Consider the following 24,845-nt stretch of genomic DNA (forward strand, 5'->3'; position numbering starts at 1 on the left):
CGGGTAGCCGCCCGCCGGCTCGCGACGTGGAACGCGTGAAGGAGCGCCATGCTCGACTGGACCGACGAACACAAGATGATGCGCGACGCCCTGCGCCAGTTCGTGCAGAAGGAGGTCGTGCCGCTGCGTGACGAGCTCGAGCACGGCGACCTCCCACCGTACGGCGTGCTCCGCAAGCTGTTCACCTCGTTCGGCATCGACACGATGGCCCGCGACGACCTCCAGAAGCGCCTCCAGCGCGAGGCGACGCCGCGGCCGGCGACCGGGTCGGCCGGGGCCGACGCCACCGCGGGATTCGACCCGGCGCTGATGCTGATCCTGATCATGGAGCTGTCCCGCTACTGCCCGGGCATGGTCACCGCCCTCGGCGTGTCGGTCGGCCTCACCGCGGCGGCCATCGAGGCCCGGGGGACACGGGCACAGAAGGAGCGTTGGCTGCCCGACCTGCTCTCGCTGGACCGCATCGGGGCATGGGCCCTCACGGAGCCGGAGGCCGGCTCCGATGCGTTCGGAGCCATGCGTTCGACCGCACGGCGTGACGGAGACAGCTACGTGCTAAACGGCTCCAAGACCTTCATCACCAACGGGCCGTACGCCGACATCATCGTGTTCATCTGCAAGCTCGACGACGGAGACGCCCCGGCCGACCGGAAGGTGCTCTCGTTCGTCCTCGAACCCGGACTGCCCGGCCTCGAGCAGACCCGTCCCCTCCGCAAGATGGGGATCCACTCCTCACCGACCGGCGAGATCTTCGTCACCGACGTCCGGGTGGGGGTCGACCGCCTGCTCGGCGAGACGGAGCGCGCGCCCGCCGATGCACGGGAGGGCGCCAAGGGCACGTTCGCGATGGAGCGGGCGGGGGTGGCGGCGATGGCGCTCGGCATCATCGACCAGTGCCTGACGCTGTGCGTCGACTACGCCAACGAGCGGATCCAGTTCGGCCGGCCCATCGGTGAGTTCCAGCTGATCCAGGAGAAGCTGGCCCTGATGGAGGTGGCCCGCCTCAACGTGCAGAACCTCGTCTTCCGCTGCATCGAGGCCGTCGGCCAGCGGCAGCCGCTCGACCTCGCCGAGGCGTCGGCGATGAAGCTGTACTCGGCGCGCGCTGCGGCCGAGGTCGCCTCCGAGGCGGTCCAGGTGTTCGGCGGCACCGGCTACATGGCCGAGCTCGGCGTCGAGCAGCTCGCGCGCGACGCGAAGGCCCTGCAGATCTACGCCGGCACCGACGAGATGCAGATCGTCCAGATCGCGAGGGAGCTGCTCCGGTCCCGATCGTCGACCCGCTGAACCGGCCGCCCGCCGGCCCGACGTCACGGCACCCGGGCGCCCCGGCCGCCACGGAGCGAACCCCTCGGAGCCGCCACCCCACCTAGGCTGACGCTCGACAGGCCGGGGCCGACAGCCGGCCACGGCGCCAGGGGAGGCGGGCATGATCACCGAGAAGGAGCTGGATGCACGGTGCGCCGGGCTCCTCCCCGGCGAGCAGGTGCTGGCCACCGGCCTGTTCGAGCCCTACGGCTCGGGGGTCGCCATCGGCACCGGCGTCGGCACCGCCGAGACCGTCGCCCACGGCCTGCACCTCCCGGGCGTCGTCGGCGCCCTCGTCTCCGCCGCCACCGGGTTCGCGGCCGAACGGGGCCTCGCCACCGCCGAGCACCAACCCCCGTGGACGGTGCTGGCCGTCACGCCGACCCACGTGTACGCGTTCGACGCCAGCCAGGCCGGCGGTGTGGTGGCCACCGGCCACTTCTCCGGACCGCCGTACGCGACGTGGGACCGCGGCGCCATCGGCGTGCACGTGTCGCGCTACGTGACGTCGTTCGAGCTCGCCATCGACGACCCGGCGACGGGCACGTGCTGGGAGTTCAAGGGCAACGCGGTCTACAAGGTCGGCGGCAAGCTCGTCGCGCACCTCCTGACGTAGCGCGGCCCGCCGCGACGCGGCACGAGCACCGAGGCACCGGCTGCCCTTCGACCGCGGCCGCCGGGCTCCGGGGCCGGTCCGGTCACTCGAAGACGAGGCAGCCGTCCTCGAGGTCGGCTGCGGGCAACGACTCCTTCTCGGCCCAGTAGTCCTGCGTGTGCTGCCACTCGGGCTTGTCGAGTCGCTTCGGCAGCAGGTGCATGCTGCGCATGAGGTAGCCGGGGTTGAAGTTGTCCGGATCCATCCACGACAGCAGGGGCAGGTCGGCGTCCTCGGCTCGCAGCGCCGGGGTGACCCTCGCCGCTCCGGTGGCCTGCATGTGGTGCAGCAGCCGGCACACGAAGTCGCCGATCAGGTCGGCCCGCAGGGTCCAGCTGGCCCGGAAGTACCCGAACACCCACACCAGGTTGGGGACCCCGGTGAACATCATCCCGCGGTAGGTGACCGTGTCGGAGAAGACGAGCGGTTCACCGTCGATGGTGAAGGCGATGTCGCCGAGCACGCTGAGGTTGAAGCCCGTGGCCGTGACGATGATGTCCGCGTCGAGCTCCCTGCCCGACTTCAGGAGGATGCCGGCCTCCGTGAAGGTGTCGATCTCATCGGTGACCACCGAGGCCTTCCCCGCGTTGATCCCCTGGAAGAGGTCGCCGTCGGGGATGAACGCGATCCGCTGCTGCCAGGGCCGGTAGCGCGGGGTGAAGTGCGTGTCCACGTCGAAGTCCTCACCCAGGTAGGCACGGACGCCCGCGAGCAGCTCCGCCTTCACCATCTCCGGCTCCTCGACGGAGAGACGGGTGACGACGTCCTGGTCGTGCAGGATCTTCCTGCGCACGATCTCGTGGATCCACGCCTCCGGGATCTCCAGCTCGCGCAGCATGTCGGCCAGCTCGTTCTCGTTGCGACCCGTCACGAAGTACGTGGGCGAGCGCTGCAGCAGCGTGACGTGGGCGCACTCGGGCGCGATCGCCGGCACGAGCGTCGCCGCGGTCGCGCCCGACCCGATGACCACGACGTTCTTCCCCGCGTAGGCCAGGTCCTCCGGCCACGTCTGCGGGTGGACGATCCGGCCCTCGAAGCGGTCCATCCCCGGCCACTCCGGCGTGTAGCCCTCGGAGTGCCGGTAGTACCCCTGGCACATCCAGAGGAAGCTCGTCGTGAAGCGGAGCACCTCGCCGGTGTCGGTTCGCGTGACCGTGAGCGTCCAGAGGTTCTCGTCGCTCGACCAGCTCGCGTCGGAGATGCGGTGGTGATAGCGGATGTGCCGGCCGAGGTCGTTCTCGTCGATGACCTCGCCCATGTACGCCAGGATCTCGGCGGCCGTGGCGATCGGCGGGCCGGTCCACGGCTTGAACCGATAGCCGAAGGTGTAGAGGTCGCTGTCGGAGCGGATGCCCGGGTAGCGGTGCATGAGCCACGTGCCGCCGAAGCTCTCCAGCGACTCGAGGACGACGAAGCTCTTCTCCGGGCACTGCTTCGTGAGGTGATACGCGCTGCCGACGCCGGAGATCCCAGCCCCGACGATCAGCACGTCGACGTGCTCGGTCTGCTGCTGTGCGGGCTCGGCGGGCGTTGCGGTCGTACTCAGAGCACCAACCTCCTGCGATGGCCACAGCCCCGTCAGGGGCAACCCGGCAGAGCGCGGCGGTGACGGGCGCTCGTGGCTGACTGTCTACCTGAACGTCGCCCGGGGGTGCCGGGCCCGCGGTGCCCGGGATGCGGGCCGGGTCCCACCGCAGGGCGCGCTCGACGTCGGCGAGCTCGTCGGGCGTCAGGAGCGGTCGGGCCGTCTCCAGCAGGAATCGCTCGATCGTGCGGTCCGGGCCTGCCAGGTGGTGCAGCGGCGTCTCTGCGGTGAGGACCCAGGTCGGGTCCGGCCGCCCGGAATGGATCCCCAGGGCGACCTGGGTCTGCCGTCACGCTCCGACGCCGACCACGCGGTAGCGGCCGTCGACGTCGCGGACGACGTCGAGGACGACGCTCTCCCTCCAGGTGACGCCCTCGGCGGTGGTCGTCCCGGCGATCGTCGAGACATCGAGACCCACGAGCTCGACCCACGGCTGGCCGCACTGCACCGGGTGGCTCTCCATCACGGCCCCGCACAGGCGGACCGCCTCCGGGCTGACGTGCAGCAGACCCCGCACGGCGACGGGGGTGTCCGCCGAGCGAGCGACGAGCTGGGCCACCGTGATCGGCCCGCCGTCATCGGGCCCAGCGGGGCCACCCCCAGGGGCGGTCGACGGCCCCGAGCCGGTATCGGTGCCGGTGCCGGTGCCGGTGCCAGCGCACCCAGCCAGCGTCGCAGCACCGACCGCCACCAGGACCGCGATGCACAGGGACCGCGAGCGTCGTCTCATGGTCCTTCGGACGCCCCGGATCTCCATGGGGTTCCCCGAACCCGACGACGCCGGTCCCCACCTGGAGGCGTCGCGGCGGGGGTGATCGGGGCGTCGGCCGGTGGCCACACGTGGCCGGACCCTGGTCTCGGCACCGTCTCCCCCAACCGCGCCACCCGCGCCGCCGCGGGCACCACGAGCTGCGGCCGAGCCCAGGAGCGCCTGCGTGACGCCACCGGCACCGACGAGCGACGACGACGGCACCCGGCTGCGGCGCAGCTCGGTCGGGCTCTCCGGCGTCGTCGGGCAGTCGCTCAGCGCCATGGGTCTCAGCGGTGCTCAGGCCTCGGCCCGGCTGGTGAGCCAGGCGCCCACGAGCACCAGCGCGGTACCGGGCAGCGCGATGGCAGGGATGCGGTCGCCGCCGCCGAGAACGCCCGCCACGATCGCCACGACCGGGATCAGGTAGACCGCCACCGAACCGCGCGTGGCGCCCGCCCGGCCGGCCAGGGTGGTGAAGCACACGTAGCCGATCCCGGTCGACAGCACCCCCAGCGGCACCACGGCCGCCAGGCTGGCGGCGGTCGGATGCGCGCCGGGTAGGGAGATCAGGCCCCACGGTGTCACGAGCACCGCAGCCACGAGCAGCGCCCGCCAGATCACGGGCAGCGAGCCGTACCGCTGCTGCAGCGGCACGGCGACGGTCGCGGCGATCGCGTAGCTCACCACGGCGACGAGCACGAGCACGACGCCGATGGCGGAGCTCCGCCCCTCGTCCGCTGCGGGCAGCGCGATGAGGAGCACCCCGACGAAGCCGATCGCGATCCCCTGCAGCTGGCGCGTGCCGGGACGGCGCCGGAGCAGGATCGACGCGAGCACGGCGACGAACACGGGTTGGGCGCCGGTGATCATCCCGGCCGCGGCCGACGTGATCCACTGCTGCGCGATCGGGAAGAGGGTGAGGGGCAGCGCCAGCCACAGCACACCGAGTGCGGCGACTCGCGGCCAGTCCTCGCGGTCGATGCGCACCCGCCGCGTGGCCGGGAAGAGGCTCAGGGTTGCGGCACCGATGACCATGCGGAGGAACGTGACGCCCCCCGGCGGCAGCGACTCGAGCCCGATGGCAATGAGCAGGTACGCCGTGCCCCACATCAGGGCGGTCGCGACCAGCAGACCCCACTCGACGGAGCCGAACGTGCCCGTGTTCGTCCCGGGGCTGGTGCTCAGCAGGTGGTGGTCGGCCGGGACGGGGGCGTGCACGCCGGACCCCGTCGCACCGGTCGGGTCGCTCGAAGCGGTCGGGTCGATCGGGTCGATCGGGTCGATCCGGCATGATCGCATCCGCCGGCTCGCGGCACCGGGCCGGGCCGCTGGTAACGTCGCCTCCCCCCGCCGGGTGGGGATGGGATCGAGGGCACCGTGACTCCGAGCGCCGCAGCCACACCCGACACCGTCGGCGCCCTCCTGCCGACGCGGGTCGTGCTCCCGGCATCGTGCACGGTGCCGACGGCGCCGGGCGCCGCCTCCGCCGACGACACGGCCGCGGGCGCGCTCCGCGACGACCCGGCGGCGGGGCTCTGGCGTGAGCCGTGGGTGAGCCCCACCCTCGAGCTGCGCGACGACCGAGACCGGGCGGCGTGGTTCCACTTCTGCCACGGTCACCACATCGAGTTCCTCTACTGGGAGGCGACGGCCATGGTGTGCCGGCGGGCGGAGCAGGCGGTGCGGGCCGCAGACCGCCCGTTGCTGGAGCGCCTGGCCCCAACGATCGTCGCCTTGGTGGAGGGCAGCGCGGCGATGCTCTCGTTCTGCGGGGCCTTCGATCCCGAGATCTACGACCCGGTCCTGCGCGAGTCGATGGCCCGCCAGCGTGACGACTTCAGCGGCGACATGTCCTCCGACTTCCTGGCCATGGCCACCGCCAAGCGTGACCTGTACGCCGCGCTCACCCGAGCGGCGCCCGGCCACGCCGAGGTCCTCCAGCAGCTGCAGGCCGCCGAGCAGTACTGGTACCACCACCACAACGAGGTGGTGATGACGCTCCACCCCGGGGACTCGCTGCTCAAGGTCAAGGTCGACGACCTGGCCCAGCGCAGCGCGTCGTTCGACTTCGACCGGTACGTGGCCGACGTCGTGCACGGCGACCGGGCCCGTCACGACTACGACGACTACTTCGGGGTTGTCCGTTCGGACGATCTCACGCTCGAGCTGTACTGGACGCAGGCCCTCGAGAAGGTCGCCACCGTGCACCGGCACTTCCAGCTCGCCCCCGACGTCCGCCGGCGCCTCCTGCGTGGCGACGCGGCCCTCCTGTCGGTCATCTCCGACCAGCTCGCGTCGGCGCCTCCACCCGCCGCGTGACGTCGGCGTCCTGGGCGGCCGACGGCGAACCCGTCGGCGATGGCATCCGGGAGGTCGGGGATGACCCTCGGCCCTTCGGCCGCCGAGCGCGCGAGGCCCGGTCTTGCGTCCCGGGCGCTGTGCAGCCACCATCCGCTCGAAGCGGCGCGATCGGGAGCCAGGGGGGAGCGACGATGCGGAGCAGGCAGGTGCGGTCCGTGCTCACCGTGCTCGTGGCGCTGGCCTTCGTGGCCGCGGCGTGCGGGGACGACGACGACCCGGCGAGCGGCACCCCGCCGACGGCGGCGGACACATCCGGGGCGGTGGCCGCCGACGGCGCCGGCGACGCCGGGGACGGGTCGGAGACCCCTGTCGCAGGGGAGGTGAGCGACGTGTACGCCGACGACGCCCACTGGCTGTGCAAGCCGGGCCTGCCCGACGACGTGTGCGCCCGGGACCTCGACGCCACGGTGGTGTTCGCCGACGGCAGCACCCAGGTGCAGCCCCACGTGGCGGCCGAGGATCCGCCGGTGGACTGCTTCTACGTGTACCCCACGGTCAGTCGCGACGAGTCGCCGAACAGCGACCTGGTGCCCGGGGAGTCCGAGGAGGTCTACGTCACGTACAACCAGGCGGCGCGCTTCACGGCCGCCTGCCGGGTGTTCGCGCCGATGTACCGGCAGGGCACGCTGCCGTCGCTGCTCGGCCAGGTCGAGGTGCCCGAGGGCGTCGACCGCTACGCCATCGCCTACGGCGACGTGCGGGACGCGTTCGAGCACTACCTGGCCACCGAGAACGACGGGCGGGGCTTCGTGCTGATCGGGCACTCCCAGGGCGCCGGCCTGCTGCGCGAGCTGGTCGCCGAGGAGATCGACCCCGACCCTGCGCTGCGGGAGCAGCTGGTGTCCGCCCTGCTGCTCGGCGCCACCATCGAGGTGCCCGAAGGCGAGGTGGTCGGTGCCGACTTCCAGCAGGTGCCGGTGTGCGAGTCGGCCGAGCAGACCGGCTGCGTGGTCAGCTACGCCACGTTCCGGGATTCGGCGCCGCCGCCCGCGGACACCGACTTCGGCGTGGCCGGCACGCCGGGCGACCAGGCCGTGTGCGTCAACCCGGCGGCGCCCGCCGGCGGCGATGCCACCCTCACCGGCTACTTCCTCGTGACCGAGTTCCCCGGCTCCCTGGGGTCGCCCGCGCAGCCGTTCGCCGACCCCGCCTCGGCGCCCGCCATCGAGACGCCGTTCGTGACGTACCCCGACTTCGTCGTCGGCCGCTGCCGCGCCGACGCCGAGCGGGGTTGGCTCGAGATCTCGGTGGCCGGCGACCCCGCCGATCCCCGCACCGACGACATCGGCGGCGACCTCACACCGGAGTGGGGCATGCACCTCGTCGACGTCAACGTCGCACTCGGCGACCTCGTCGAGCTGGTGCGGACGCAGGGCAGCGCCTACGCCGGATGACCCCTCGGGGCGTTCACGGCGTGACGGTGACCTGCACGGAGGCTCGATCGCAGGCTCCCGCCACTGAGCAGATCTCGTAGGTGAAGGAGTCCGCTCCGACGTAGTCGGCGTCGGGCTCGTACCTGATGTTCCGCCCGACGATCGTCGCCGTCCCGTGCCGGGGATCCGCGACCACGCTGAAGGTCGCTCGGTCTTCACTCGAGTCGGCGAAGTCGTCGTTCTCGAGGACGTGGACGTTGACCGTGTGGTTGACGCGAGTGGTCACCGCATCGTCGACCGCTGCCATCGCCGAGGGCGCCGACGTCGTGGTCGTGGCAGGAGCCGAGCCACCCGGACCGGGCATCGACGTCGTCGTCACGGTGGGGCTGGGGGTGGAGCCACCCGGACCGGACACCGACGTCGAGGGCGCAGTGGGGGTGGGGGTGGCGGTGGTGGTGGGGGTGGAGCCACCCGGACCGGACACCGACGTCGAGGGCGCAGTGGGGGTGGGGGTGGCGGTGGCGGTGGGGGTGGAGCCACCCGGGGCGGGCACCGACGTCGAGGGCGCGGCCGGGGTGGGGGTGGAGCCACCCGGACCGGACACCGACGTCGAGGGCGCGGCCGGCCCGGCGGCATGGGGGCTGGTGGGCGGTGGTGGGCTCGCGTGCGCCGCCCTTCCTCCTGCCTGGATCTGGTTCTCCACCAGCCCGGCGTGCCCCGGTGCTGCGGCAACATCGCCGATCGACTGTTCGACGGCGATGGCTCGGCTGGGCTTCGCTCCGTCGGGGACCGGCACGACGCCCGTGGCGGCGGCGAGGGCGACGGCTCCTGCGGTGACGACGTCCTTGCCGGACATGGTGACGGTCGCGAGGGGGGTCCGGATCATGTCGGGCACGTGGGCGAGCCAGGCGAGCGGGCCGATGGTCCAGCGACTCCGCCCCAGGGAGATCCCGACGAAGCTGCGCACGAGTCGCGGGTCGAACTGGGTGCCTGCGTTGCGGAGGAGCTCGGCGCGGGCCTGCGCGGCGGGCAGCGGCTTCTTGTAGGAGCGGGCAGCGGTCATCACGTCGTACGCATCGGCGATGGCGACCACGCGGGCGCCGAGCGAGATGTCGGTGCCGGACAGGCCCAGGGGATATCCCTTGCCATCGAAGCGCTCGTGATGCTGCGTGACCACGTCGACCCAGTCACCGAGCCAGCCACGAAGAGGCGGGAAGAACCGGATGAAGACGTCGCCTGCTCCGGCGTGGCCGCGCAGCACGGCCCATTCCTCGTCGGTGGGGCGTCCCGGCTTGTTCAGGATGGCCTCGGGCACACCGAGCTTGCCGATGTCGTGGATCAGAGCGGCCCAGTTCAGCTTGTCGAGGTCGCCACGGGCCAGGCCGATCTCCTCGCCGAGCATGACCGAGTAGGCGCGGACGCGTTCGGAATGCCCTCGGGTCAGGCGATCGTGGCGGTCGAGCCGGGCCATCAGCACGACGAGCTCCTCGGCCACGGCCTGCTCCGGGCTCGCGCCCGTCTGGGATCGCTCGATGGAGCGCGCGCGTGATGACAGGGAGCGGGCGCGCAGCGCCGTGCCGAAGCGCGACGGTGCTTCGTCGGGGAACACCAGCGACATCTTGAACAGGACCGAGAGCGGGGCCAGTCGTCGAGTGAGCCGCTGGGTGCCGACGGCGGTGACGGTCGAGACGACGACGAGCGAGACCAGCCAGAGGCAGAACCCCAGGCGATCGTCCGGCCGAGCGACCCTCGACACGACGACCTCGACCGCGACCAGGCTGGCGAGGAGCGGGATGACAACCGCGAGGAGAGCGATGGAGAAGCTGATCCACGGCCGCGGGCGCCACGAGCGCTCGTCCAGCGAGACGGCCTGCGAGGACGCCGAGCCTCCCGTCGCCCTCGTGGCGGCGCTGCTGGACACACCAGTGTCGTCGGACCGGAGACGGCTCGACTTGAGGCCGTCGGGGCATCTGCCCTCAGGCCTCTGTCCCTGCACGGAGACGGGACCGTGCGATCAGCAGGATCACGCCGGACAACAGGCCCCACGGGATGATCCCGATCGTTCCGTTCCCGACACCGCCACCGCCGATGATCATGTTCATCGTGCCCACCACGCCCATCACCGCCGCCGTGACCGCCAGGACCCAGTGACCCCACAGGTCGCTGCGGGCCAGCAGCAGCGCGATCAGCAGCAGCGCGACCGACGTCAGGATCCCCGCCGCGCTCTGGGCAGCCTCGGTGGACAGCACCAGGAAGCGGGCGACGCCGGGATCGAGGTTCTCGGACATGTTCCCCGCCGTCATCTCCAACACGAGGGTCGGGTAGGTGAACAGCCCCTGCGTGGCGACGCTCACCGCCGTGGATGCGCCGACCAACGTGACGGCGAGGACGCCGACGAGGTCGAGGCGCGCCGACGCGGCGCGCACGACACCGACCAGGACGACCAGCACCAGGACCCAGGCGAGGATGAACATCGTCGACGTCACCGGGATCCGCGAGAAGTTGTCGACGTAGAAGCGAACGAAGTCCCGCTCCGGCGCGTCGACGCCGGGGACGTAGTTGCCCCGATAGCCGCCGACCACGCTCAGCGTCGCCATGAGCCATGCCGGCAGGACGAACGCGGCGACGGCCGACACGAGCGCCGCCCTTCGGCGTTCCGCGACGGCCTCCTCCAGCCGGCCCGGAACGTCTCGTCCGATGTCAGGTTCCATCGTCGCTCCAGACGGGTTGACGTGGCGGGCAGCCCCCGCCTTCCTCGCACCCATCCTGAAGGGGCGTGACCTGGCCGGTTAGGGCCATCCGTCACAGTGGGCCGCTGCGCGTCGCTCCCCCTGCCCACCCTCGGCCGCATCCTCCCAATCGAGCGCAGCGACGTTCGTGCGAGCATCTCCGCTGTCTGGACGGTGCGGGCGCAGATCGCCTGGGGAGGGAGATCGATGGAACGCCTGGGCAGCCTCGACGCCGTCTTCCTCGCCATCGAGGACCCGGCGAGCCCCATGAGCATCGGATCGGTCGGGCTCTTCGAAGGGCCCGCTCCCCCGTTCGAATCGGTGCAGGCGTTCATCGGCGCCAGGCTCCAGCTCGTCCCCCGCTGCCGCCAGCGCGTCCGCGAGGCACCGCGACGTGTCACGCGACCGGTGTGGATCGACGACGTCGGCTTCGACCTCGACGACCACCTGCACCACGCCTCGCTGCCGCCCGAGCGCCCTCTCGCGCTCGAGCAGCTCGTCGAGGAGGTGATGGCCCGGCCCCTCCGCCGCGACCGAGCGCTCTGGGAGATGTGGGTCGTCGGAGGTCTCGACCACGATCGCTGGGCGATCGTCTCCAAGGTGCACCACTGCATGGTCGACGGGATCGCCGGCACCGACCTGCTCGCCGCGATGATGGATCGTGCGCCCGACGTCGAACGCCCGCCTCCCGACGCATGGGCGCCCGCTCGCGAGCCGTCGCGGATCGAGCTCGCTCGATTCAGCGCAGCTGCCGCAGCCAGGTCCGCCTGGGCCCACACCCGCCACTTCCTCAGGATGCTCTTCCACGTCCGCACGACGTGGAACCGCCTGCGCGACGTCGTGACCGGCGCAAGAGGGCTGTGGTTCCAACCGAGTCGTCGCGACTCGCCACTCACGGGTCCGATCGGACCTCGGCGCCGGTGGGCGCGCACGCGGGTCTCGCTCGCCGATGCTGCAGCCATCCGGCACGCCTTCGGCGGCACCGTGAACGACGTCGTGCTCGCCGCGATCGCGCAGGGGTTCCGCGAGCTGCTCCGCGCACGCGGCGAGACGCTCGGCGGCCGCACCGTCATGGCACTCGTTCCCGTGTCGATGCGAGCCCCCGACGAGCACGGACGCCTCGACAATCGCGTCGCCGTCACCCACGCGCTCCTCCCGGTCGGCATCGACGACCCCCTCGCCACGTACACGGCGGTCCGCAGGCACCTGGACGCCTTGAAGGTCTCGCACGAGACCGACGCCTCGACCGTCCTGCTGCACACCGGCGACTTCACCCCTCACGCGATCGCCGCAGTCGTCGCGCGAGCGGTGGTCCGCGCCCAGCAGAACCTCGAGACCATCGCGACGAACGTGCCCGGCCCCCAGCTCCCGCTGTATCTCTGCGGCCGTCGGATGCTCGAGGCGTACCCCTTTGCACCGATCGCCGGACGCATACGCATCGCGATCGCGATCTGGTCCTACTGCGGCACCCTCCACCTCGGTGTCACCGGCGACCGGGACGGAGCGAGCGACCTCGACCCTCTCGTCCTCGGCCTCGACCGCGGGCTCGCGAGCCTGCTGGACGCAGCAGCCGGCGCCGCGAGCTGAGAGGCCGCGGCCCCGTGGTGGCCGGCGGGCGACCACCGACAGGTTGTGCGGGGCGAGGATGACGATGGCCAGGAGCGCGTCGAGGTGGTGCCGTTGTGCGGAGACGTCCTCCTCGGTCGCCGAGCCGGATGGATCCGGCTACTGCAGCGTTCCCCCTGCGGCCCGGCGGACGGTCCAGCGCCCCACGATCTCCCGGTGCTGGTCCTTGGTGATCTTCCCGAAGGCGTAGGCCTCCTCGACGGCGTCCACCGACTGGGGCCTACCGGCCTCCATGTCCTCCTCGCCCAGCCAGCGGCGGGCCTCGAACTCGGCCTCGCGGCCCTTGCGGTGGGCGTAGCGTTCGGCGTAGACGTAGCGGTCGCCCAGCCAGGCGACCATCTCCTCCGCGGTGATCTCCCCGTCGGCGGCCTGCCTGACGATGTCCTCAACGTCCGGCTGTCCGGGCGTCCTCGTCGGGTCGTCCCGCGGCTCTGGCGTGCCGGCGTCCTCGGTCACATCCACTCCGCTTCGGGCGGGTCGGGGTCCCAGCTCGGGTCGAGCTCGCCGCCCGCCTCCTCGACCTTGGCCCGGGCCTGCCGCGGGGTGAGGTCGACGGCGTCGGGGTCCATGCCGACCAGGGCCTTGACGAGGTCGACCTCGGGCATCCAGGTGCCGAACAGGTGGTTCCACACCTCGCGCACGGCCGGGTGGCCGCCGATGGACTTGATGCGGAACACCCCGACGGGCTCGGGCGAGCCGCGGTGGAGCGCCGGCCCCGAGCCGTGCGTCGATGCCTCCGCGGCGAGCGGCAGCCTGGCGGCAACCGCCACGGTGGCGACCCGGCGTGGCCGGACTGCCGGGGTCAGGCCCAGCCGCCGGCGTAGGCGACGAACTGGCCGGTGGTGAAGCGGCTGGTGCCGTCGACGAAGGGCAGGCAGAAGGCGGCGAACTCCTGCATGGTGCCCAGCCGGCCGAGGGGCACGCGGGACTCGAGCTTGGCCCGCACCGCCGGGTCGGTGGCGCCGCTGGCCCTCAGGAACTCCGGGAAGTCCATGAAGTTGGTCCCGACGGCATTGACCTGGATCCCGTGGCGGGCCACCTCGTCGGCCACGTTGCGGGCCAGCATGGTGGCACCGGCGCGCACGGCCGAGTACAGCGGCGCGCCCGGTGTGGGGCGGGCGCCGGAAGCGCTGGTGATCACCAGGACCTGGCCGTCGCCCCGCTCGATCATCGGAGGGATCACCGCCTTGAGGAAGTGGTACGGCGCCTCGAGGCAGGACCGTTCGACCGAGCGCAGGTCCTCGATCGTCGAGTTGACGAAGCGGCCGGTCACGATGACGCCGGTGAACGCGGCTGCCGCGTCGATGCGTCCGAAGCGGTCCAGCCCGGCGGCGACGAGGCGGCCGGCCGCGTCGGGCTCGGCCAGGTCGACGACGCCGGAGACGGCCTCCACGGCGGCACCGGCGGACTCGAGCTCGGCCACCAGCTCTGGTCTCGGGTCGCCCAGCACCAGGTCGTGGCCGCGGGCCGCCAGGCCACGGGCCAGGTCGGGGCCGACGTAGAAGCTGCCGTTGGCGACGAGGGCCACCCGTCGAGTGGGTTCGGACATGTCAGGGCTCCTGGGTGCTCGGGGGGGTGCTCGGGGTGGTGCTCGGGGTCGACCGAGGCGGCCGGGGTGGGGGATCGGACTCGGCCGGGGCCACCTGCTCGAGGCGGGCGGTGAAGCCGAGGTAGGTCCAGAGCACGTCGTCGCCGTCGCGCCGGCGGGTGACCTCCACCGGGATGCCCACCGGCCGCAGCACGTGGACGCCGTCCTCGTAGGTGGCCACCACGGTGATCGGGGTGGTCTTGTCCCGCTCGGCGACGTCGTGCACGCCGTTGGCCTCGGTGCCGTCGCAGCGCATGTCGTGCACGATGCCACCGGCGGTGACGACGAGGCGGTCGCCGCACTGCTCGATGCGCTGGACCAGCCCGAGAGCCGGGTGAGCGGGGTCGACGGCGCCCCGGGCCCCGACCCCGACCTCGACGACCCGCCACGTCCCCCGCAGGTCGGGCGCGCCGGCCGCCAGGGGCTCGGTGCAGTCGGCCAGCACCGGCGGCGGCATGGTGTCGCCGTAGCCGCCGGGCGGGGTGTGGGCCACCGGGATGGCGTCGGCGGTGCGGCCGGGCGGCGCCGTGCCCGGGGCAGAGGAGGCGGCCCCTCCGTTCGCCGGGTCGGCGGATCCGGTCACTGCGTCCTCCTGACGGGAACAGGCTGCGGCAGCCACGAGCAGCACGACGAGGGCGAGGGCTCGACGCCTCGGCACTTGCGGATCGTATGTATTGTCAGTAGCATTGTCAATTGTGTGCGGCGGGGGGTGGCCGGCACAGGAGCCGGAGAGCCGCAGTCGGGAGGAACCATGGACCTCGAGGTCGACCGGGCCGACCTGCACCGGGTTCGAGTCGTCGACGGCGACGAGGGCGACCTGGCCCAAGGCGACGTCCGGGTGCGGGTCGAGGCCTTCTCGCTCTCGTCCAACAACATCACCTACGCCGTGTTCGGCGACGCCCTGCGCTACTGGGACTTCTTCCCGGCGACGGCCGACGAGGCCGCGACCTGGGGCCGCATCCCGGTCTGGGGCTTCGCCGAGGTCGTCGACTCGGCCTGCGACGAGGTGGCGGTGGGAGAGCGGCTGTTCGGGTTCTTCCCCATGTCCACGACGCTGACCCTCACGCCGGGACGGGTCGACGAGCGAGGCTTCACCGACGTCGCCGAGCACCGCGGCGCCATGGCCGGCGCCTACAACCGCTACCTCCGCACCGCCACCGACGCGGTGCACCGGCCCGACCGGGAAGACCACCAGATGCTGCTCTTCCCGCTGCTCTTCACCTCCTTCCTCGTCGACGACTTCCTCGTCGACAACGACGGCTTCGGCGCCGAGCAGGTCGTGATCTCGAGCGCGTCGAGCAAGACGTCGATCGGGGTGGCGTTCCTCGCCCACGCCCGCGCCGCAGCCCGGGTCGTGGGGCTCACCTCACCGGGCAACGTCGAGTTCGTCGAGGGCCTCGGGGTGTACGACGAGGTCCGCACCTACGCCGACGCCGGCGGCCTGCCGCAGGTGTCGTCGGTGTACGTCGACGTCGCCGGCGACCACGACGTGCTGCACGCCGTCCACGCCCGGCTGGCCGACCTTCTGGCTCACTCGATGATCGTCGGCAGCACCCACTGGGACCACCGGGCCGAGGTGGATGCGCCGCTGGCCGGGCCCGAGCCCCGGTTCTTCTTCGCCCCCGCCCAGATCGCGAAGCGGACCCGAGAGTGGGGCCAGGCGGGTCTCGACGCGCGCGTCGGCGAGGCCTGGGACCGCTACGCCGGCTGGGTCGGCTCGTGGATCGAGTTCCGCCACGGCGCCGGCCCCGAGGCCGTCGAGGCCGCCTACCTCGCGCTGCTCGACGGCCGGGCCGACCCCCGCCTCGGGTTCATCTGCACGATGGCGGACCCCGCCGCCACCGACGAGAGGAGCACCACGTGAGGTTCGGCATCGCCTTCGCCAACGTCGGCCCGTTCGCGGAGCCCGGGCAGGCCGTCGAGTTCGCCCGGGCCGCCGAGGAGGCCGGCTTCGAGTCGGTGTGGACGGTCGAGCACGTCGTCGTGCCCGCCGGCTACGTGTCCACCTACCCCTACGACCGCTCGGGCCGCATGCCCGGCCCGGAGGACTCGCCGATCCCGGACCCCCTCGTGTGGCTCGCCTACCTCGCCTCGGTCACGACCACGCTGAAGCTGGGCACGGGCGTGCTGATCCTGCCCCAGCGCAACCCGGTGGTGCTGGCCAAGGAGCTGGCCACGCTGGACCACCTCTCTGGCGGTCGACTGCTGCTCGGCATCGGCTCGGGCTGGCTCGCCGAGGAGTTCGACGCCATCGGCGTCCCCTTCGGCGAGCGGGGCCGCCGCACCGACGACAACGTGGCCGCGCTCCGGGCGCTGTGGACCGAGGAGCAGGCCAGCTACGAGAGCGAGTTCGTGTCGTTCCGCAACTGCATCGTGCGGCCGCGGCCGGCCAACGGCACGGTCCCGGTGCATGTCGGCGGTCACACGCCCGTCGCCGCGAAGCGCGCCGGTCGGCTGGGCGACGGGTTCTTCCCGGCGTCCGGCAGCCACGAGCGCCTGGCCGAGCTGTTCGACCTCGCGCGCGCCACGGCCCGCGAGGAGGGCCGCGATCCCGACGCCATCGAGATGAGCACCGGCGGCAACGGCGCCTTCGGCCCCGGCGCGCTCGACGAGGTGAAGGCCCTCGCCGACCTCGGCGTCGACCGGGTCATCGTCCCGTCGTTCGTGTTCTGGGGCAACCCGTCGGACGACCTGGCCCGCTACGGCGACGAGGTCATCGCCCGCGCCTGACGACGGCCGGGCCCGAGACGGACGGAGGCGAGACGACATGGTGCCGGCGGGACGGACCGCCGGCACCGGACCCCGCGCTGCCCCTGCGCCGGCGTCGCCGTCGACGGCACCTGCCGTCGACGGTCGCGTCGCCCGTCGCGACCGCAACCGGATGGCGGTCATCGACGCGGCGATCGAGATGTTCTCCGAGGGCGTGCTCGACCCCGACCTGGACGAGGTGGCGGCCCGCTGCGGCCTGTCGCCGCGCTCGGTGTACCGGTACTTCGACGACCGCACCGAGTTGCTCAGGGAGGCGATCGACCGCCACTTCGAGAGCGTGCGGCCCCTCACGCTCATCCACGCCATGGCCCAGGGCGACCTCGACGGGCGCATCGAGCGCTTCGTGCAGGCCCGGGTCACCCTCTACGAGGCCGTCGCCGCCGCGTCGCGCGCGGCCCGGCGGAGGTCCGAGACCAGCGACCTCGTGCGCGAGCAGGTCGAGCTGACCCGTGCCCGCCTCCGGGAGCAGGTCGACGAGCACTTCGCCCCCGAGCTGCGCGCCCTGCCGGCTCGGCGCCGGCGGGCCGTCGCCGCCGCCGTGGACGCGCTCTGCCAGTTCGAGGGCCTGGACCACTACCGCCTCCACCGCGGCGCCTCGGTCGACCGGACCCGCCGGCTGCTGCTCGACGCCCTGCACCTGCTCCTCGACCCGCCCGCCTGATCGCTCCCCGGGCGGCCGACCGGTCGACCCGCCCGAGCCGAGCGACCCGGCCGACCGGGCCGACCCGACCGTCGTCCACGCCCGACCCGGTCGATCTTTGCTCCCATCTCTTTGACTCAATAGTTCCTGAGTGACAAGGTGTGGGGCGTGCGGTCCGAGACGTCACTCCAGGAGCGGGCGGCGCTCCACGCAGCCCTGGGGGATCCGGTCCGGTTGGCGATCGTCGATGAGTTGGCGGTGTCCGATCGCGCTCCGGTGGAGCTGCGGCGCCTCGTCGACGTCGAGTCGAACCTCCTGGCCCACCACTTGGACGTGCTGGAGCGTGTCGGGCTGGTCAATCGGTCGCGCTCGAGCGGTGACGGCCGTCGCCGGTACGTCCACCTCCTGCGTCACCGGCTCAGGGGCCTCGCTCCGGGGCGAGAGGTCCCCGCCGGGGAGGCGCTCTTCGTGTGCTCGGCGAACTCGGCCCGGAGCCAGCTGGCGGCAGCGCTGTGGACAGAGCTGGCCGGGTCGCGGGCCGCGTCGGCCGGCACCCATCCGGCCGAGCGCGTCCACCCCGGAGCGGTGGCGGCAGCGCGACGGGCCGGCCTCGACCTGTCGAGCGCCGTGCCACGGAAGCTGACGCTGGGCGAGCAGCTCCCGGCGATGGTGGTCACGGTCTGTGATCGGGCCCACGAGGAGCTCGACACCGAGGGGGTCTGGCTGCACTGGTCGATCCCCGACCCCGTTCCGGTCGGTACCGAGGCGGCCTTCGACAGCGTGCTCGCGGAGCTGCGGGAGCGGATCCGGTCGGTGCTCGACGACGTGGAGCTGGCGTCGTGATCGAGGACCCGCTGCACCCATCCGACAGCGAGCTCGCCGTCGAGGTCGAGACCGGCACCGGTGAGCTCCGACTCGACCTGACCCACCGGCTGGCCGCCGAGGCGCTCGGCACGGCGTTCCTGGTCATCGCCGTGGTCGGCTCGGGGATCATGGCGTCGCGACTGTCACCGACCGACGTGGGCCTGCAGCTGCTGGAGAACGCGGCGGCCACCGCCGGAGCGCTCGTCGGGTTGATCCTGATGTTCGGCGCGGTGTCCGGCGCGCACTTCAACCCCGTCGTGACGCTCGTCGACCGGCTCCTCGGCACGACGACCACTCGTGACACGTTCCTCTACGTCGGCGCCCAGGTGCTCGGCGGCTGTGTCGGCGCGACGGTCGCCAACCTCATGTTCGAGCTCCCCGCCGTCGAGCTCTCCACCAAGGACCGGTCATCGCCGGCGCTGTGGCTCTCCGAGGTCGTCGCCACGGTCGGGCTGCTGCTGGTCATCCAGGGTTGTGTCCGCACCGGACGGGGGAGGGCCGTGCCGTTCGCGGTGGGCGCCTGGATCGGCGGGGCGTACTGGTTCACGTCGTCGACCAGCTTCGCCAACCCCGCCGTCACCGTCGCCCGCACCCTGTCCGACACGTTCGCCGGCATCGCCCCCTCGTCGGCGCCGATGTTCATCGTCATGCAGCTCGTCGGCGCCGTCCTCGCCTTCGGGCTCGTCCGCCTCTTCTACCCGCACGACCACTCGGAGCCCCCCGGTGTCTGACACCGCTCCCGCCGACACCATCAACCCGGCCGTGGTCGAGGCCACGACCGGGCTCGTCCCCGCCTCGGCCTGACCACAGGAGACACGCCATGAGCCCGTCCGACATCGAGCCGCTCCCCCTCGACCAGCAGAACCTCGTCCGCAGCGTGAGCACCCGGCTGCAGGGGCAGTTCGCCGGGACGTTCGGGCCCGAGACCATCGAACGGTTCGTCGTCGATTCGCTCGAGCGTCTCGTCCCCACCGCGAAGGTCACGACGTTCCTCCCGGTGCTCGCCGAGCGGTTCGCCCGCGAACGCCTGAACGCGCTCGGTAGGTTCGAGGGCTCCCTGCCGTCCACCACCCCTGGCGTACTGTTCCTGTGCGTGCACAACGCCGGACGGTCACAGATGGCATCCGGCTGGTTGCGGCACCTCGCCGGTGACCGGGTGACCGTCTACTCGGCCGGTTCGGAACCCGCTTCGGAGATCAACGCCGCAGCCGTCGCGGCCATGGCCGAGGTCGGTGTCGACATCACCACGGAGTTCCCCAAGCCGTGGACCGACGAGGTGGTCCGCGCCGCCGACGTCGTCATCACCATGGGCTGCGGCGACGCCTGCCCCCTCTACCCGGGGAAGCGCTACGAGGACTGGGAGCTCGACGACCCCGCCGGCCAGGACGTCGCCGCTGTCCGAGCGATCCGTGATGACATCCGCCGCCGCGTCGAGGACCTGATGGGCTCGTTGGGGATCACACCGCCATGACCCAGGCTCATGACCCGGGCTCCGTCACGTCCGACCCGGCCGACCCGGCCGTGACGGGGCAACCCGGTCGTCACGGGGCGAGCGCGGCCCGCAGCGCCTCCAGGCGCTCCGGCACGATCCGGTACCACGCCCATCTGCCCCGCTTCTCCCTCGACAGGAACCCCGCGTCGACGAGCATCGACAGGTGGTGCGACACGGTCGGCTGGGACCGTCCCAGCGGTTCGACCAGATCACAGGCGCACGCCTCACCCGTCGAGGACGATGCGACCAGCGACAGCAGGCGCAGCCGGGCCGGGTCGGCCAGCACCTTCAGCGCGTCCGCCATGTCGGTGGCGGCGACCTCGTCGAGCGCACCGGAGGTCAACGGGCTGCAGCACCCTCCGGTCGACCGCACCTTCGTCGACATGGGACGCTCCCGTCGGCAGGCACCCACACCACCCATTGACACTCATCGATGTTCGGTGGGTGACCTCTCATCGACGGCTGTCGATGCAACCGTAGCCCGAGTGCGGGTACCGGTGCTCGCACCTTTCGAGGGGAATCGGGACGGGTCGGGCGTGGGTGGTGACGCGAGGTGACCGAACCGACGCCGCTGTACGGGGAGGTCTTCTTCGAGGTGTTCGAGGCCCTGCCACGCCAGGGACCCGGAGATCGAGCCAGCACCGCGCGTGCCCTCGCGTCGTGCGACGGCCTACCTGTGGCACCCTCCATCGTGGACCTGGGCTGCGGCGTCGGCGCCCAGACCCTGCATCTCGCCGAGCTCACCGGCGCGTCGATCGTCGCCGTCGACAACCACGCCCCGTTCCTCGATCGGCTCGCGCTCGCGGCCGCCGAGCGCGGGCTGGCCCGCCGCATCCATCCCCTCCTCGCCGACATCGCGGCCACGGGGCTACGGCCCGCGAGCTTCGACCTCGTCTGGTCCGAGGGTGCGCTGTACCAGATCGGCCTCGACGCCGCCCTCCGGGTGTGCCGTGATCTCCTGCGCCCGGGCGGCTACCTGGCGTTCACGGACGCGGTGTGGCGACGCGACGATCCCCCGGCAGCGGTCCGGGCGAGCTTCGAGATCGACTACCCCGCGATGGGGGCGGTCGACCGTGTCGTGGCCGTCGTCGCCGGCAGCGGGCTTGAGCTCGTCGACCACTTCACGCTGCCCGACGACGCCTGGTGGCACGACTTCTACACGCCGCTCCAGGCACGCGTCCGCGGGCTGCGACACGTCCACGCCTCCGATCCTGGTGCACTCGCCGTGCTCGACCAGCTCGACGCCGAAGCCGACATGCACGACCGCTACAGCGACTACTACGCCTACGAGTTCTTCATCACCCGCCGACCAGCTTGGCCGCGATGTGGTCCAGCACGGCGCCGTGGCTCACCTGCGGGCTGAACAGGATCAGCTCGGCATCCTCCTCGACGCGCACGCTGTGTCCGGCCTGCCAGTGGAACAGGTCGCCCGTGGTGCAGCGCTCCGTGGTCCCATCGGTGTAGGTGACGACGACGACGCCTTGGATCACGTAGCCCCAGTGGGGCGCATGGCACGCGTCGCCATCGAGGCCCGCCAGCAGCGGTGCGAGATCGGTGCCGGCGCCGAGGCTGAAGTACTCGGCGCCGATGACGCCTTCGGCGACTCCGAAGTCGGGGAGCTGGCGGGCGACGGCTCCGGGGGCTTCGACCCTCACTGGGATGTCGTTCTTCGCGATGTGCACGGGTGTCTCCTCTGTGGTCGGGTGGGAAGGGGCCGGGTTCGAGCAGGTGGGATCCGTGGATCCGGCTTCCTCGGTGAGGCCCTCACGGGGAAGGCGTGAGGATCACTGTCACAATGAGACGATGACCGGTCATGGCGCGCAGGTCGCGGCGGCGATCGAGCGACGCCAGTGGTCGGAGGCGCTCGAGCTGCTCGAGGCCGCCGGCGATGCCGCAAAGACGCCGGCGATGCTGGAGTTGCGCTCCCAGGCGGCGTACGGACACGGCGACTTCGAGGCGTCGATCGCGGCCTGGGAGGAGCAGCACACCCTGCTGCGCGAGTCCGGCGACCCAGCAGGAGCGGCTCGGGCTGCCGCGATGATCGCCATGTTCCTCATGATCGACACGGGGCTGATGGCACCGGTCCGTGGCTGGCTCCGACGGGCGGAGCGACTGCTCGAGGACCACGACGAGCGTTCCGAGCACGCCGTGATCGCCGCGGTTCGCACCTACGAGCGGTTCATGTGCGGTGACATGGCGGCCGCACGCCGGCACGCCGACCTGGCCATCGCCCTCGGCCAGCGAACGGGGAACCAAGCCGCGGAGGTCATCGGACGCACGGCCGGTGCGCGGATCACGATCCTGGAGGGCCGGGTGGGCGAGGGCCTCGAGCAGCTCGACGAGGTCGGTGTCCTGCTCATGTCGGGCAGCGTCGACCCGCTCACGACCGGGATGATGCTCTGCGAGCTGGTCTGTGCGGCACAGGGCCTGGCCCTGCACGACATGGCCTCCGAGTGGACCGACGCGATGGAGCGCTGGCGGCACGGCGCGGCCTTCGGTGGGCTCCACGGGCGCTGTCGGGTCCATCGAGCCGAGATCCTGCGGGTGTCGGGCCCCTGCGCCGAGGCCGAGGACGAGGCCCTGAAGGCCTGCGACGACCTCCGACCGTGGATGCGCCGGGAGTTCGGCTGGCCGCTCGCCGAGCTGGGCAACATCCGGCTCCGCAAGGGCGACCTCGAGGGAGCGGAGGAGGCGTTCCTCGCCGCGCACGCGCACGTGTGGTGCCCTCATCCCGGGTTGGCCCTCCTCCGCCTGGCGCAGGGGGACGTGGCAGAGGCGACAACCTTGATCGATGACGCCATCGCCCACCCCTTCCAGGCACCGTCGAAGGAGCGACCCCCGTTCGGCGACCTGACCCTCGCCCCGCTCTTCGAGGCCCAGGTGGAGATCGCCGCGGCGGCCGGCGACATCGACACGGCTCGACGGGCCAGCGAGTCCCTCGCGGCGATCGCGGGTTGTTACGAGAGCCCCTGGCTCGTCGCCTCCGCGACGCTGGCCGAGGCGCGCACGGCGCTGCTCGCCGGCGACCTCGACCACGCCGTCGCGGCGAGCGCGGCCGCCGTGTCCGGCTGGGCGGGCATCGGAGCCCCGTACGAGACCGCCGTCGCTCGGATGGTGCTCGCGGAGGCCCACGCCCGGTCCGGCAGCCACGCCACCACCCGGTTGGAGAGGAAGGCGGCCGCCGCGGCGTTCGAGGAGTACGGCGCGGAGCGGTGGGCGGCGGAGGCCCGAGCGCTCCTCGACGGCGACGGCCCCTCCGAGGGGACCCGCCACGCGACGAGCGATGAGCGAGCGCCCGGTCCGGCGACGTTCCACCGCGACGGCGACACGCGCACCGTCTCGTTCGCGGGTCGGACCGCCGTCTTGCGCGATCTGAAGGGCTTCCGCTACCTCGCCCGGCTGCTGGCAGACCCCGAGCGGGAGTTCCACGTCCTCGACCTCGTCGCCGTCGAGCAGGGCACCTTGCCCACCGGAACGACCGAGGTCGTCGGCACGGCCGAGATGGGGGGACCCGGTGGGGGGCGCCTACCGGTGCTGGACGACGACGCACGCCGGGCCTACCGACGCCGGCTGGCCGAGGTCGACGAGGACATCGAGGATGCTGTGCGGTGCAACGACCCGGCTCGCGCCGAGCTCGCGGAGCGCGACCGCAACTACCTGATCGCCGAGCTGACCCGCGCCGTCGGACTCGGTGGTCGGCTCCGGACCGTGGGCAGTGACGCCGAGCGAGCCCGGATGGCCGTCGCCCGCACCGTCCGCTACGCGATCGCCCGGCTGGCCGAGCACAGCCCGGCACTGGCAGCCCACCTCGACAACTGCGTCCACACCGGCACCTACTGCTGCTACCGGCCTGACACGCTCTCGAAGGTGGCATGGTCGTTCTGATGCTCACTCGCGCCTGACGGCCACCTTCACCGAGGTGGCAGCGCGGCGAGGCTCGGGCGGTGGACCGCGGCCATCGCTGCGGCGGCGGGCCGCATCTCGACGATGGGGCCGCGCGGACGTCGGCTGCGCGGAGGTGCGGTTTCCCGCTCGACGATCACTCCCTTGTCGACGGGCGGTCACAGGAAGCGGTTGCCTTCGAGCCACCGGAAGGCTGCATATCCCCACAGCGGCGGGACGTAGAAGGTCGACATCCGGTAGAGGATGACGGCGGCGAAGGCGGGTCCCTCCGGCATGCCGGCGGCGACGAGACCGAGGGTGAGTCCGGTCTCGACGACGCCGATCCCGCCGGGGACCGGGAGCAGGCCGGCGAGCAGCGACACGCTGACGACGATGACCACCAGGTCGCTGAACGACACGGTGGTTCCGAGAGCCGCGGCGAACAGTCCCAGAGCGGAGGAGAACAAGACGATGGATGCAAGGTTCCCTCCCAGCAGGAGCAGGAGTCGGCGGGGCGAGCCCAGCTCCCGCAGAGCACCGCGACCGTCGGCCAGGAGGTCCTTGGCCCACGCGACCATCTCGCGTCGGCGGCCAGGCAGCAGGATCGAGACGACCGCGACGACTGCTGCCAGCGCGATCAGGATGGCGAGGATGGTGCGCCACTGAGGCAGCGAGGGCGCGTCCACGTCGAAGTGGAGGGTCTGCGGGGTCAGTGCGATCAGCCCGGCCAACAGCCCTGCCTCGACGAGGAAGCCGGCGAAGCCGTCGAGGCCGCCGATGGCGAGCGCTGCACCCGAGCTGAACCCCTGCTTCTGGAAGAACCGGATGTTCATGGCTACGCGAGCGGCGCTGGTCGGAACGGCGAGGCCGACGTAGCCCTGCGCGAGCTGGAGCAGGTACACGGGCCGCGCGGGAAGCGGTCGCGGCGCGGCGCCGAGGGTGGACAGCGTCTGGGTGAGCCGCGGCGCCTGCGCGACCACGAACGCCAGGCCGACCAGCGACCAGGATGCGTCGCGCAGCTCGTCGGCGACCTCGTCGAGGTCGAGCCCGGCGATCTTGTTGACCAGGACGGACACCGCCAGGACGAGGAGGACGACCTGGAGCACCGACCGCCACGACACCCGCTCGAGGCGCTGGAGACCCGTCGCCGCCCTGCCCATCCGTTCGGGTACCGGGTCGACGTCGCTCACCGTGGCGCATCCGCTCCGAGCGCAGGCCCTGC

The 24,845-nt window shown here is 72.2% G+C and carries 24 protein-coding genes and 1 pseudogene; 13 read left to right on the top strand and 12 right to left on the bottom strand.

Annotated features, from left to right (window positions below; genetic code table 11):
• Positions 1–48 precede the first annotated feature (48 nt).
• Both IPM45_07585 and IPM45_07590 read left to right on the top strand, forming a co-directional pair.
• Positions 49–1,287: an acyl-CoA dehydrogenase family protein gene (locus IPM45_07585; GenBank protein MBK9179430.1), complete on the top strand. Its 1,239-nt coding sequence runs from the start codon at positions 49–51 to the stop codon at positions 1,285–1,287.
• A gap of 142 nt (positions 1,288–1,429) precedes the next feature.
• Entirely contained in the window at positions 1,430–1,924 is a 495-nt protein-coding gene (locus tag IPM45_07590; GenBank protein ID MBK9179431.1) for a hypothetical protein, read from the top strand.
• Between the two features lie 82 nt (positions 1,925–2,006).
• Here IPM45_07590 and IPM45_07595 read toward each other — a convergent pair whose 3' ends face one another.
• The 3 genes from IPM45_07595 to IPM45_07605 form a co-directional block, all read right to left on the bottom strand.
• Positions 2,007–3,509, bottom strand: coding sequence for an NAD(P)/FAD-dependent oxidoreductase (locus tag IPM45_07595; protein MBK9179432.1), 1,503 nt, complete (start codon positions 3,507–3,509; stop codon positions 2,007–2,009).
• Positions 3,510–3,837: 328 nt separating this feature from the next.
• A complete protein-coding gene (locus IPM45_07600) occupies positions 3,838–4,107 on the bottom strand; it encodes a hypothetical protein (protein MBK9179433.1) in 270 nt (89 codons plus the stop codon).
• Between the two features lie 489 nt (positions 4,108–4,596).
• Positions 4,597–5,517 (bottom strand): DMT family transporter, encoded by a 921-nt coding sequence (locus IPM45_07605; protein ID MBK9179434.1) that lies wholly within the window; start codon positions 5,515–5,517, stop codon positions 4,597–4,599.
• A gap of 159 nt (positions 5,518–5,676) precedes the next feature.
• Between IPM45_07605 and IPM45_07610 the strand changes: the two genes are divergently transcribed.
• A complete protein-coding gene (locus tag IPM45_07610; protein ID MBK9179435.1) occupies positions 5,677–6,618 on the top strand; it encodes a hypothetical protein in 942 nt (313 codons plus the stop codon).
• A gap of 197 nt (positions 6,619–6,815) precedes the next feature.
• Positions 6,816–8,054, top strand: a complete 1,239-nt coding sequence (locus IPM45_07615) for a DUF3089 domain-containing protein (protein ID MBK9179436.1) — start codon at positions 6,816–6,818, stop codon at positions 8,052–8,054.
• Positions 8,055–8,067: 13 nt separating this feature from the next.
• On the opposite strand, the gene IPM45_07620 is transcribed toward IPM45_07615, so the two are convergent.
• A complete protein-coding gene (locus IPM45_07620) occupies positions 8,068–9,954 on the bottom strand; it encodes an HD domain-containing protein (protein ID MBK9179437.1) in 1,887 nt (628 codons plus the stop codon).
• Between the two features lie 55 nt (positions 9,955–10,009).
• Positions 10,010–10,669 (bottom strand): hypothetical protein, encoded by a 660-nt coding sequence (locus IPM45_07625; protein ID MBK9179438.1) that lies wholly within the window; start codon positions 10,667–10,669, stop codon positions 10,010–10,012.
• Positions 10,670–10,969: 300 nt separating this feature from the next.
• Between IPM45_07625 and IPM45_07630 the strand changes: the two genes are divergently transcribed.
• Positions 10,970–12,349: a wax ester/triacylglycerol synthase family O-acyltransferase gene (locus IPM45_07630; protein MBK9179439.1), complete on the top strand. Its 1,380-nt coding sequence runs from the start codon at positions 10,970–10,972 to the stop codon at positions 12,347–12,349.
• A gap of 138 nt (positions 12,350–12,487) precedes the next feature.
• On the opposite strand, the gene IPM45_07635 is transcribed toward IPM45_07630, so the two are convergent.
• Genes IPM45_07635 through IPM45_07650 form a run of 4 tightly spaced genes read right to left on the bottom strand, consistent with a single transcriptional unit; the run spans position 12,488 to position 14,634 of the window.
• A complete protein-coding gene (locus tag IPM45_07635) occupies positions 12,488–12,844 on the bottom strand; it encodes a hypothetical protein (GenBank protein ID MBK9179440.1) in 357 nt (118 codons plus the stop codon).
• Positions 12,841–13,158, bottom strand: a complete 318-nt coding sequence (locus IPM45_07640; protein ID MBK9179441.1) for a hypothetical protein — start codon at positions 13,156–13,158, stop codon at positions 12,841–12,843. The genes IPM45_07635 and IPM45_07640 overlap by 4 nt, the downstream gene beginning before the upstream one ends.
• Before the next feature lie 32 nt (positions 13,159–13,190).
• Complete coding sequence (locus tag IPM45_07645; GenBank protein ID MBK9179442.1) at positions 13,191–13,937, bottom strand: SDR family oxidoreductase; 747 nt, start codon at positions 13,935–13,937, stop codon at positions 13,191–13,193.
• 1 nt (position 13,938) lies between these two features.
• Positions 13,939–14,634, bottom strand: a complete 696-nt coding sequence (locus IPM45_07650) for a hypothetical protein (protein ID MBK9179443.1) — start codon at positions 14,632–14,634, stop codon at positions 13,939–13,941.
• 93 nt (positions 14,635–14,727) lie between these two features.
• Between IPM45_07650 and IPM45_07655 the strand changes: the two genes are divergently transcribed.
• The 6 genes and pseudogenes from IPM45_07655 (at position 14,728) to IPM45_07680 (ending at position 19,720) form a co-directional block, all read left to right on the top strand.
• Positions 14,728–15,840, top strand: a complete 1,113-nt coding sequence (locus IPM45_07655) for a DUF2855 family protein (protein ID MBK9179444.1) — start codon at positions 14,728–14,730, stop codon at positions 15,838–15,840.
• A complete protein-coding gene (locus IPM45_07660) occupies positions 15,837–16,706 on the top strand; it encodes an LLM class F420-dependent oxidoreductase (protein MBK9179445.1) in 870 nt (289 codons plus the stop codon). The genes IPM45_07655 and IPM45_07660 overlap by 4 nt, the downstream gene beginning before the upstream one ends.
• A gap of 151 nt (positions 16,707–16,857) precedes the next feature.
• Positions 16,858–17,406: a TetR/AcrR family transcriptional regulator gene (locus IPM45_07665; protein ID MBK9179446.1), complete on the top strand. Its 549-nt coding sequence runs from the start codon at positions 16,858–16,860 to the stop codon at positions 17,404–17,406.
• 147 nt (positions 17,407–17,553) lie between these two features.
• Positions 17,554–18,228: a helix-turn-helix domain-containing protein gene (locus IPM45_07670; protein MBK9179447.1), complete on the top strand. Its 675-nt coding sequence runs from the start codon at positions 17,554–17,556 to the stop codon at positions 18,226–18,228.
• Between the two features lie 86 nt (positions 18,229–18,314).
• Positions 18,315–18,980 (top strand): annotated as a pseudogene (locus tag IPM45_07675) (aquaporin family protein).
• Positions 18,981–19,069: 89 nt separating this feature from the next.
• The gene (locus IPM45_07680) at positions 19,070–19,720 is read left to right on the top strand and encodes an arsenate reductase ArsC (GenBank protein MBK9179448.1); all 651 of its coding nucleotides are present in this window, start codon (positions 19,070–19,072) and stop codon (positions 19,718–19,720) included.
• A 70-nt stretch (positions 19,721–19,790) separates the two neighbouring features.
• Here the strand turns inward: IPM45_07680 and IPM45_07685 are convergent, their stop codons facing one another.
• Positions 19,791–20,126 (bottom strand): helix-turn-helix transcriptional regulator, encoded by a 336-nt coding sequence (locus tag IPM45_07685; GenBank protein MBK9179449.1) that lies wholly within the window; start codon positions 20,124–20,126, stop codon positions 19,791–19,793.
• A 168-nt stretch (positions 20,127–20,294) separates the two neighbouring features.
• Here IPM45_07685 and IPM45_07690 point away from each other — a divergent pair, with 168 nt between their 5' ends.
• Positions 20,295–21,104 (top strand): class I SAM-dependent methyltransferase, encoded by an 810-nt coding sequence (locus IPM45_07690; protein ID MBK9179450.1) that lies wholly within the window; start codon positions 20,295–20,297, stop codon positions 21,102–21,104.
• Here the strand turns inward: IPM45_07690 and IPM45_07695 are convergent.
• Entirely contained in the window at positions 21,040–21,423 is a 384-nt protein-coding gene (locus IPM45_07695; protein MBK9179451.1) for a cupin domain-containing protein, read from the bottom strand. The genes IPM45_07690 and IPM45_07695 overlap by 65 nt on opposite strands.
• A gap of 121 nt (positions 21,424–21,544) precedes the next feature.
• On the opposite strand from IPM45_07695, the gene IPM45_07700 reads away from it, so the two are divergent.
• Positions 21,545–23,626 carry a hypothetical protein gene (locus IPM45_07700; protein ID MBK9179452.1) on the top strand — a complete coding sequence of 694 codons (2,082 nt, stop codon included), beginning with the start codon at positions 21,545–21,547 and terminating at the stop codon, positions 23,624–23,626.
• 176 nt (positions 23,627–23,802) lie between these two features.
• Here IPM45_07700 and IPM45_07705 read toward each other — a convergent pair whose 3' ends face one another.
• The gene (locus IPM45_07705) at positions 23,803–24,813 is read right to left on the bottom strand and encodes a flippase-like domain-containing protein (protein ID MBK9179453.1); all 1,011 of its coding nucleotides are present in this window, start codon (positions 24,811–24,813) and stop codon (positions 23,803–23,805) included.
• Positions 24,814–24,845: the final 32 nt, after the last annotated feature.

The organism is Acidimicrobiales bacterium (genome assembly GCA_016716005.1).
GTDB lineage: Bacteria > Actinomycetota > Acidimicrobiia > Acidimicrobiales > JADJXE01 > JADJXE01.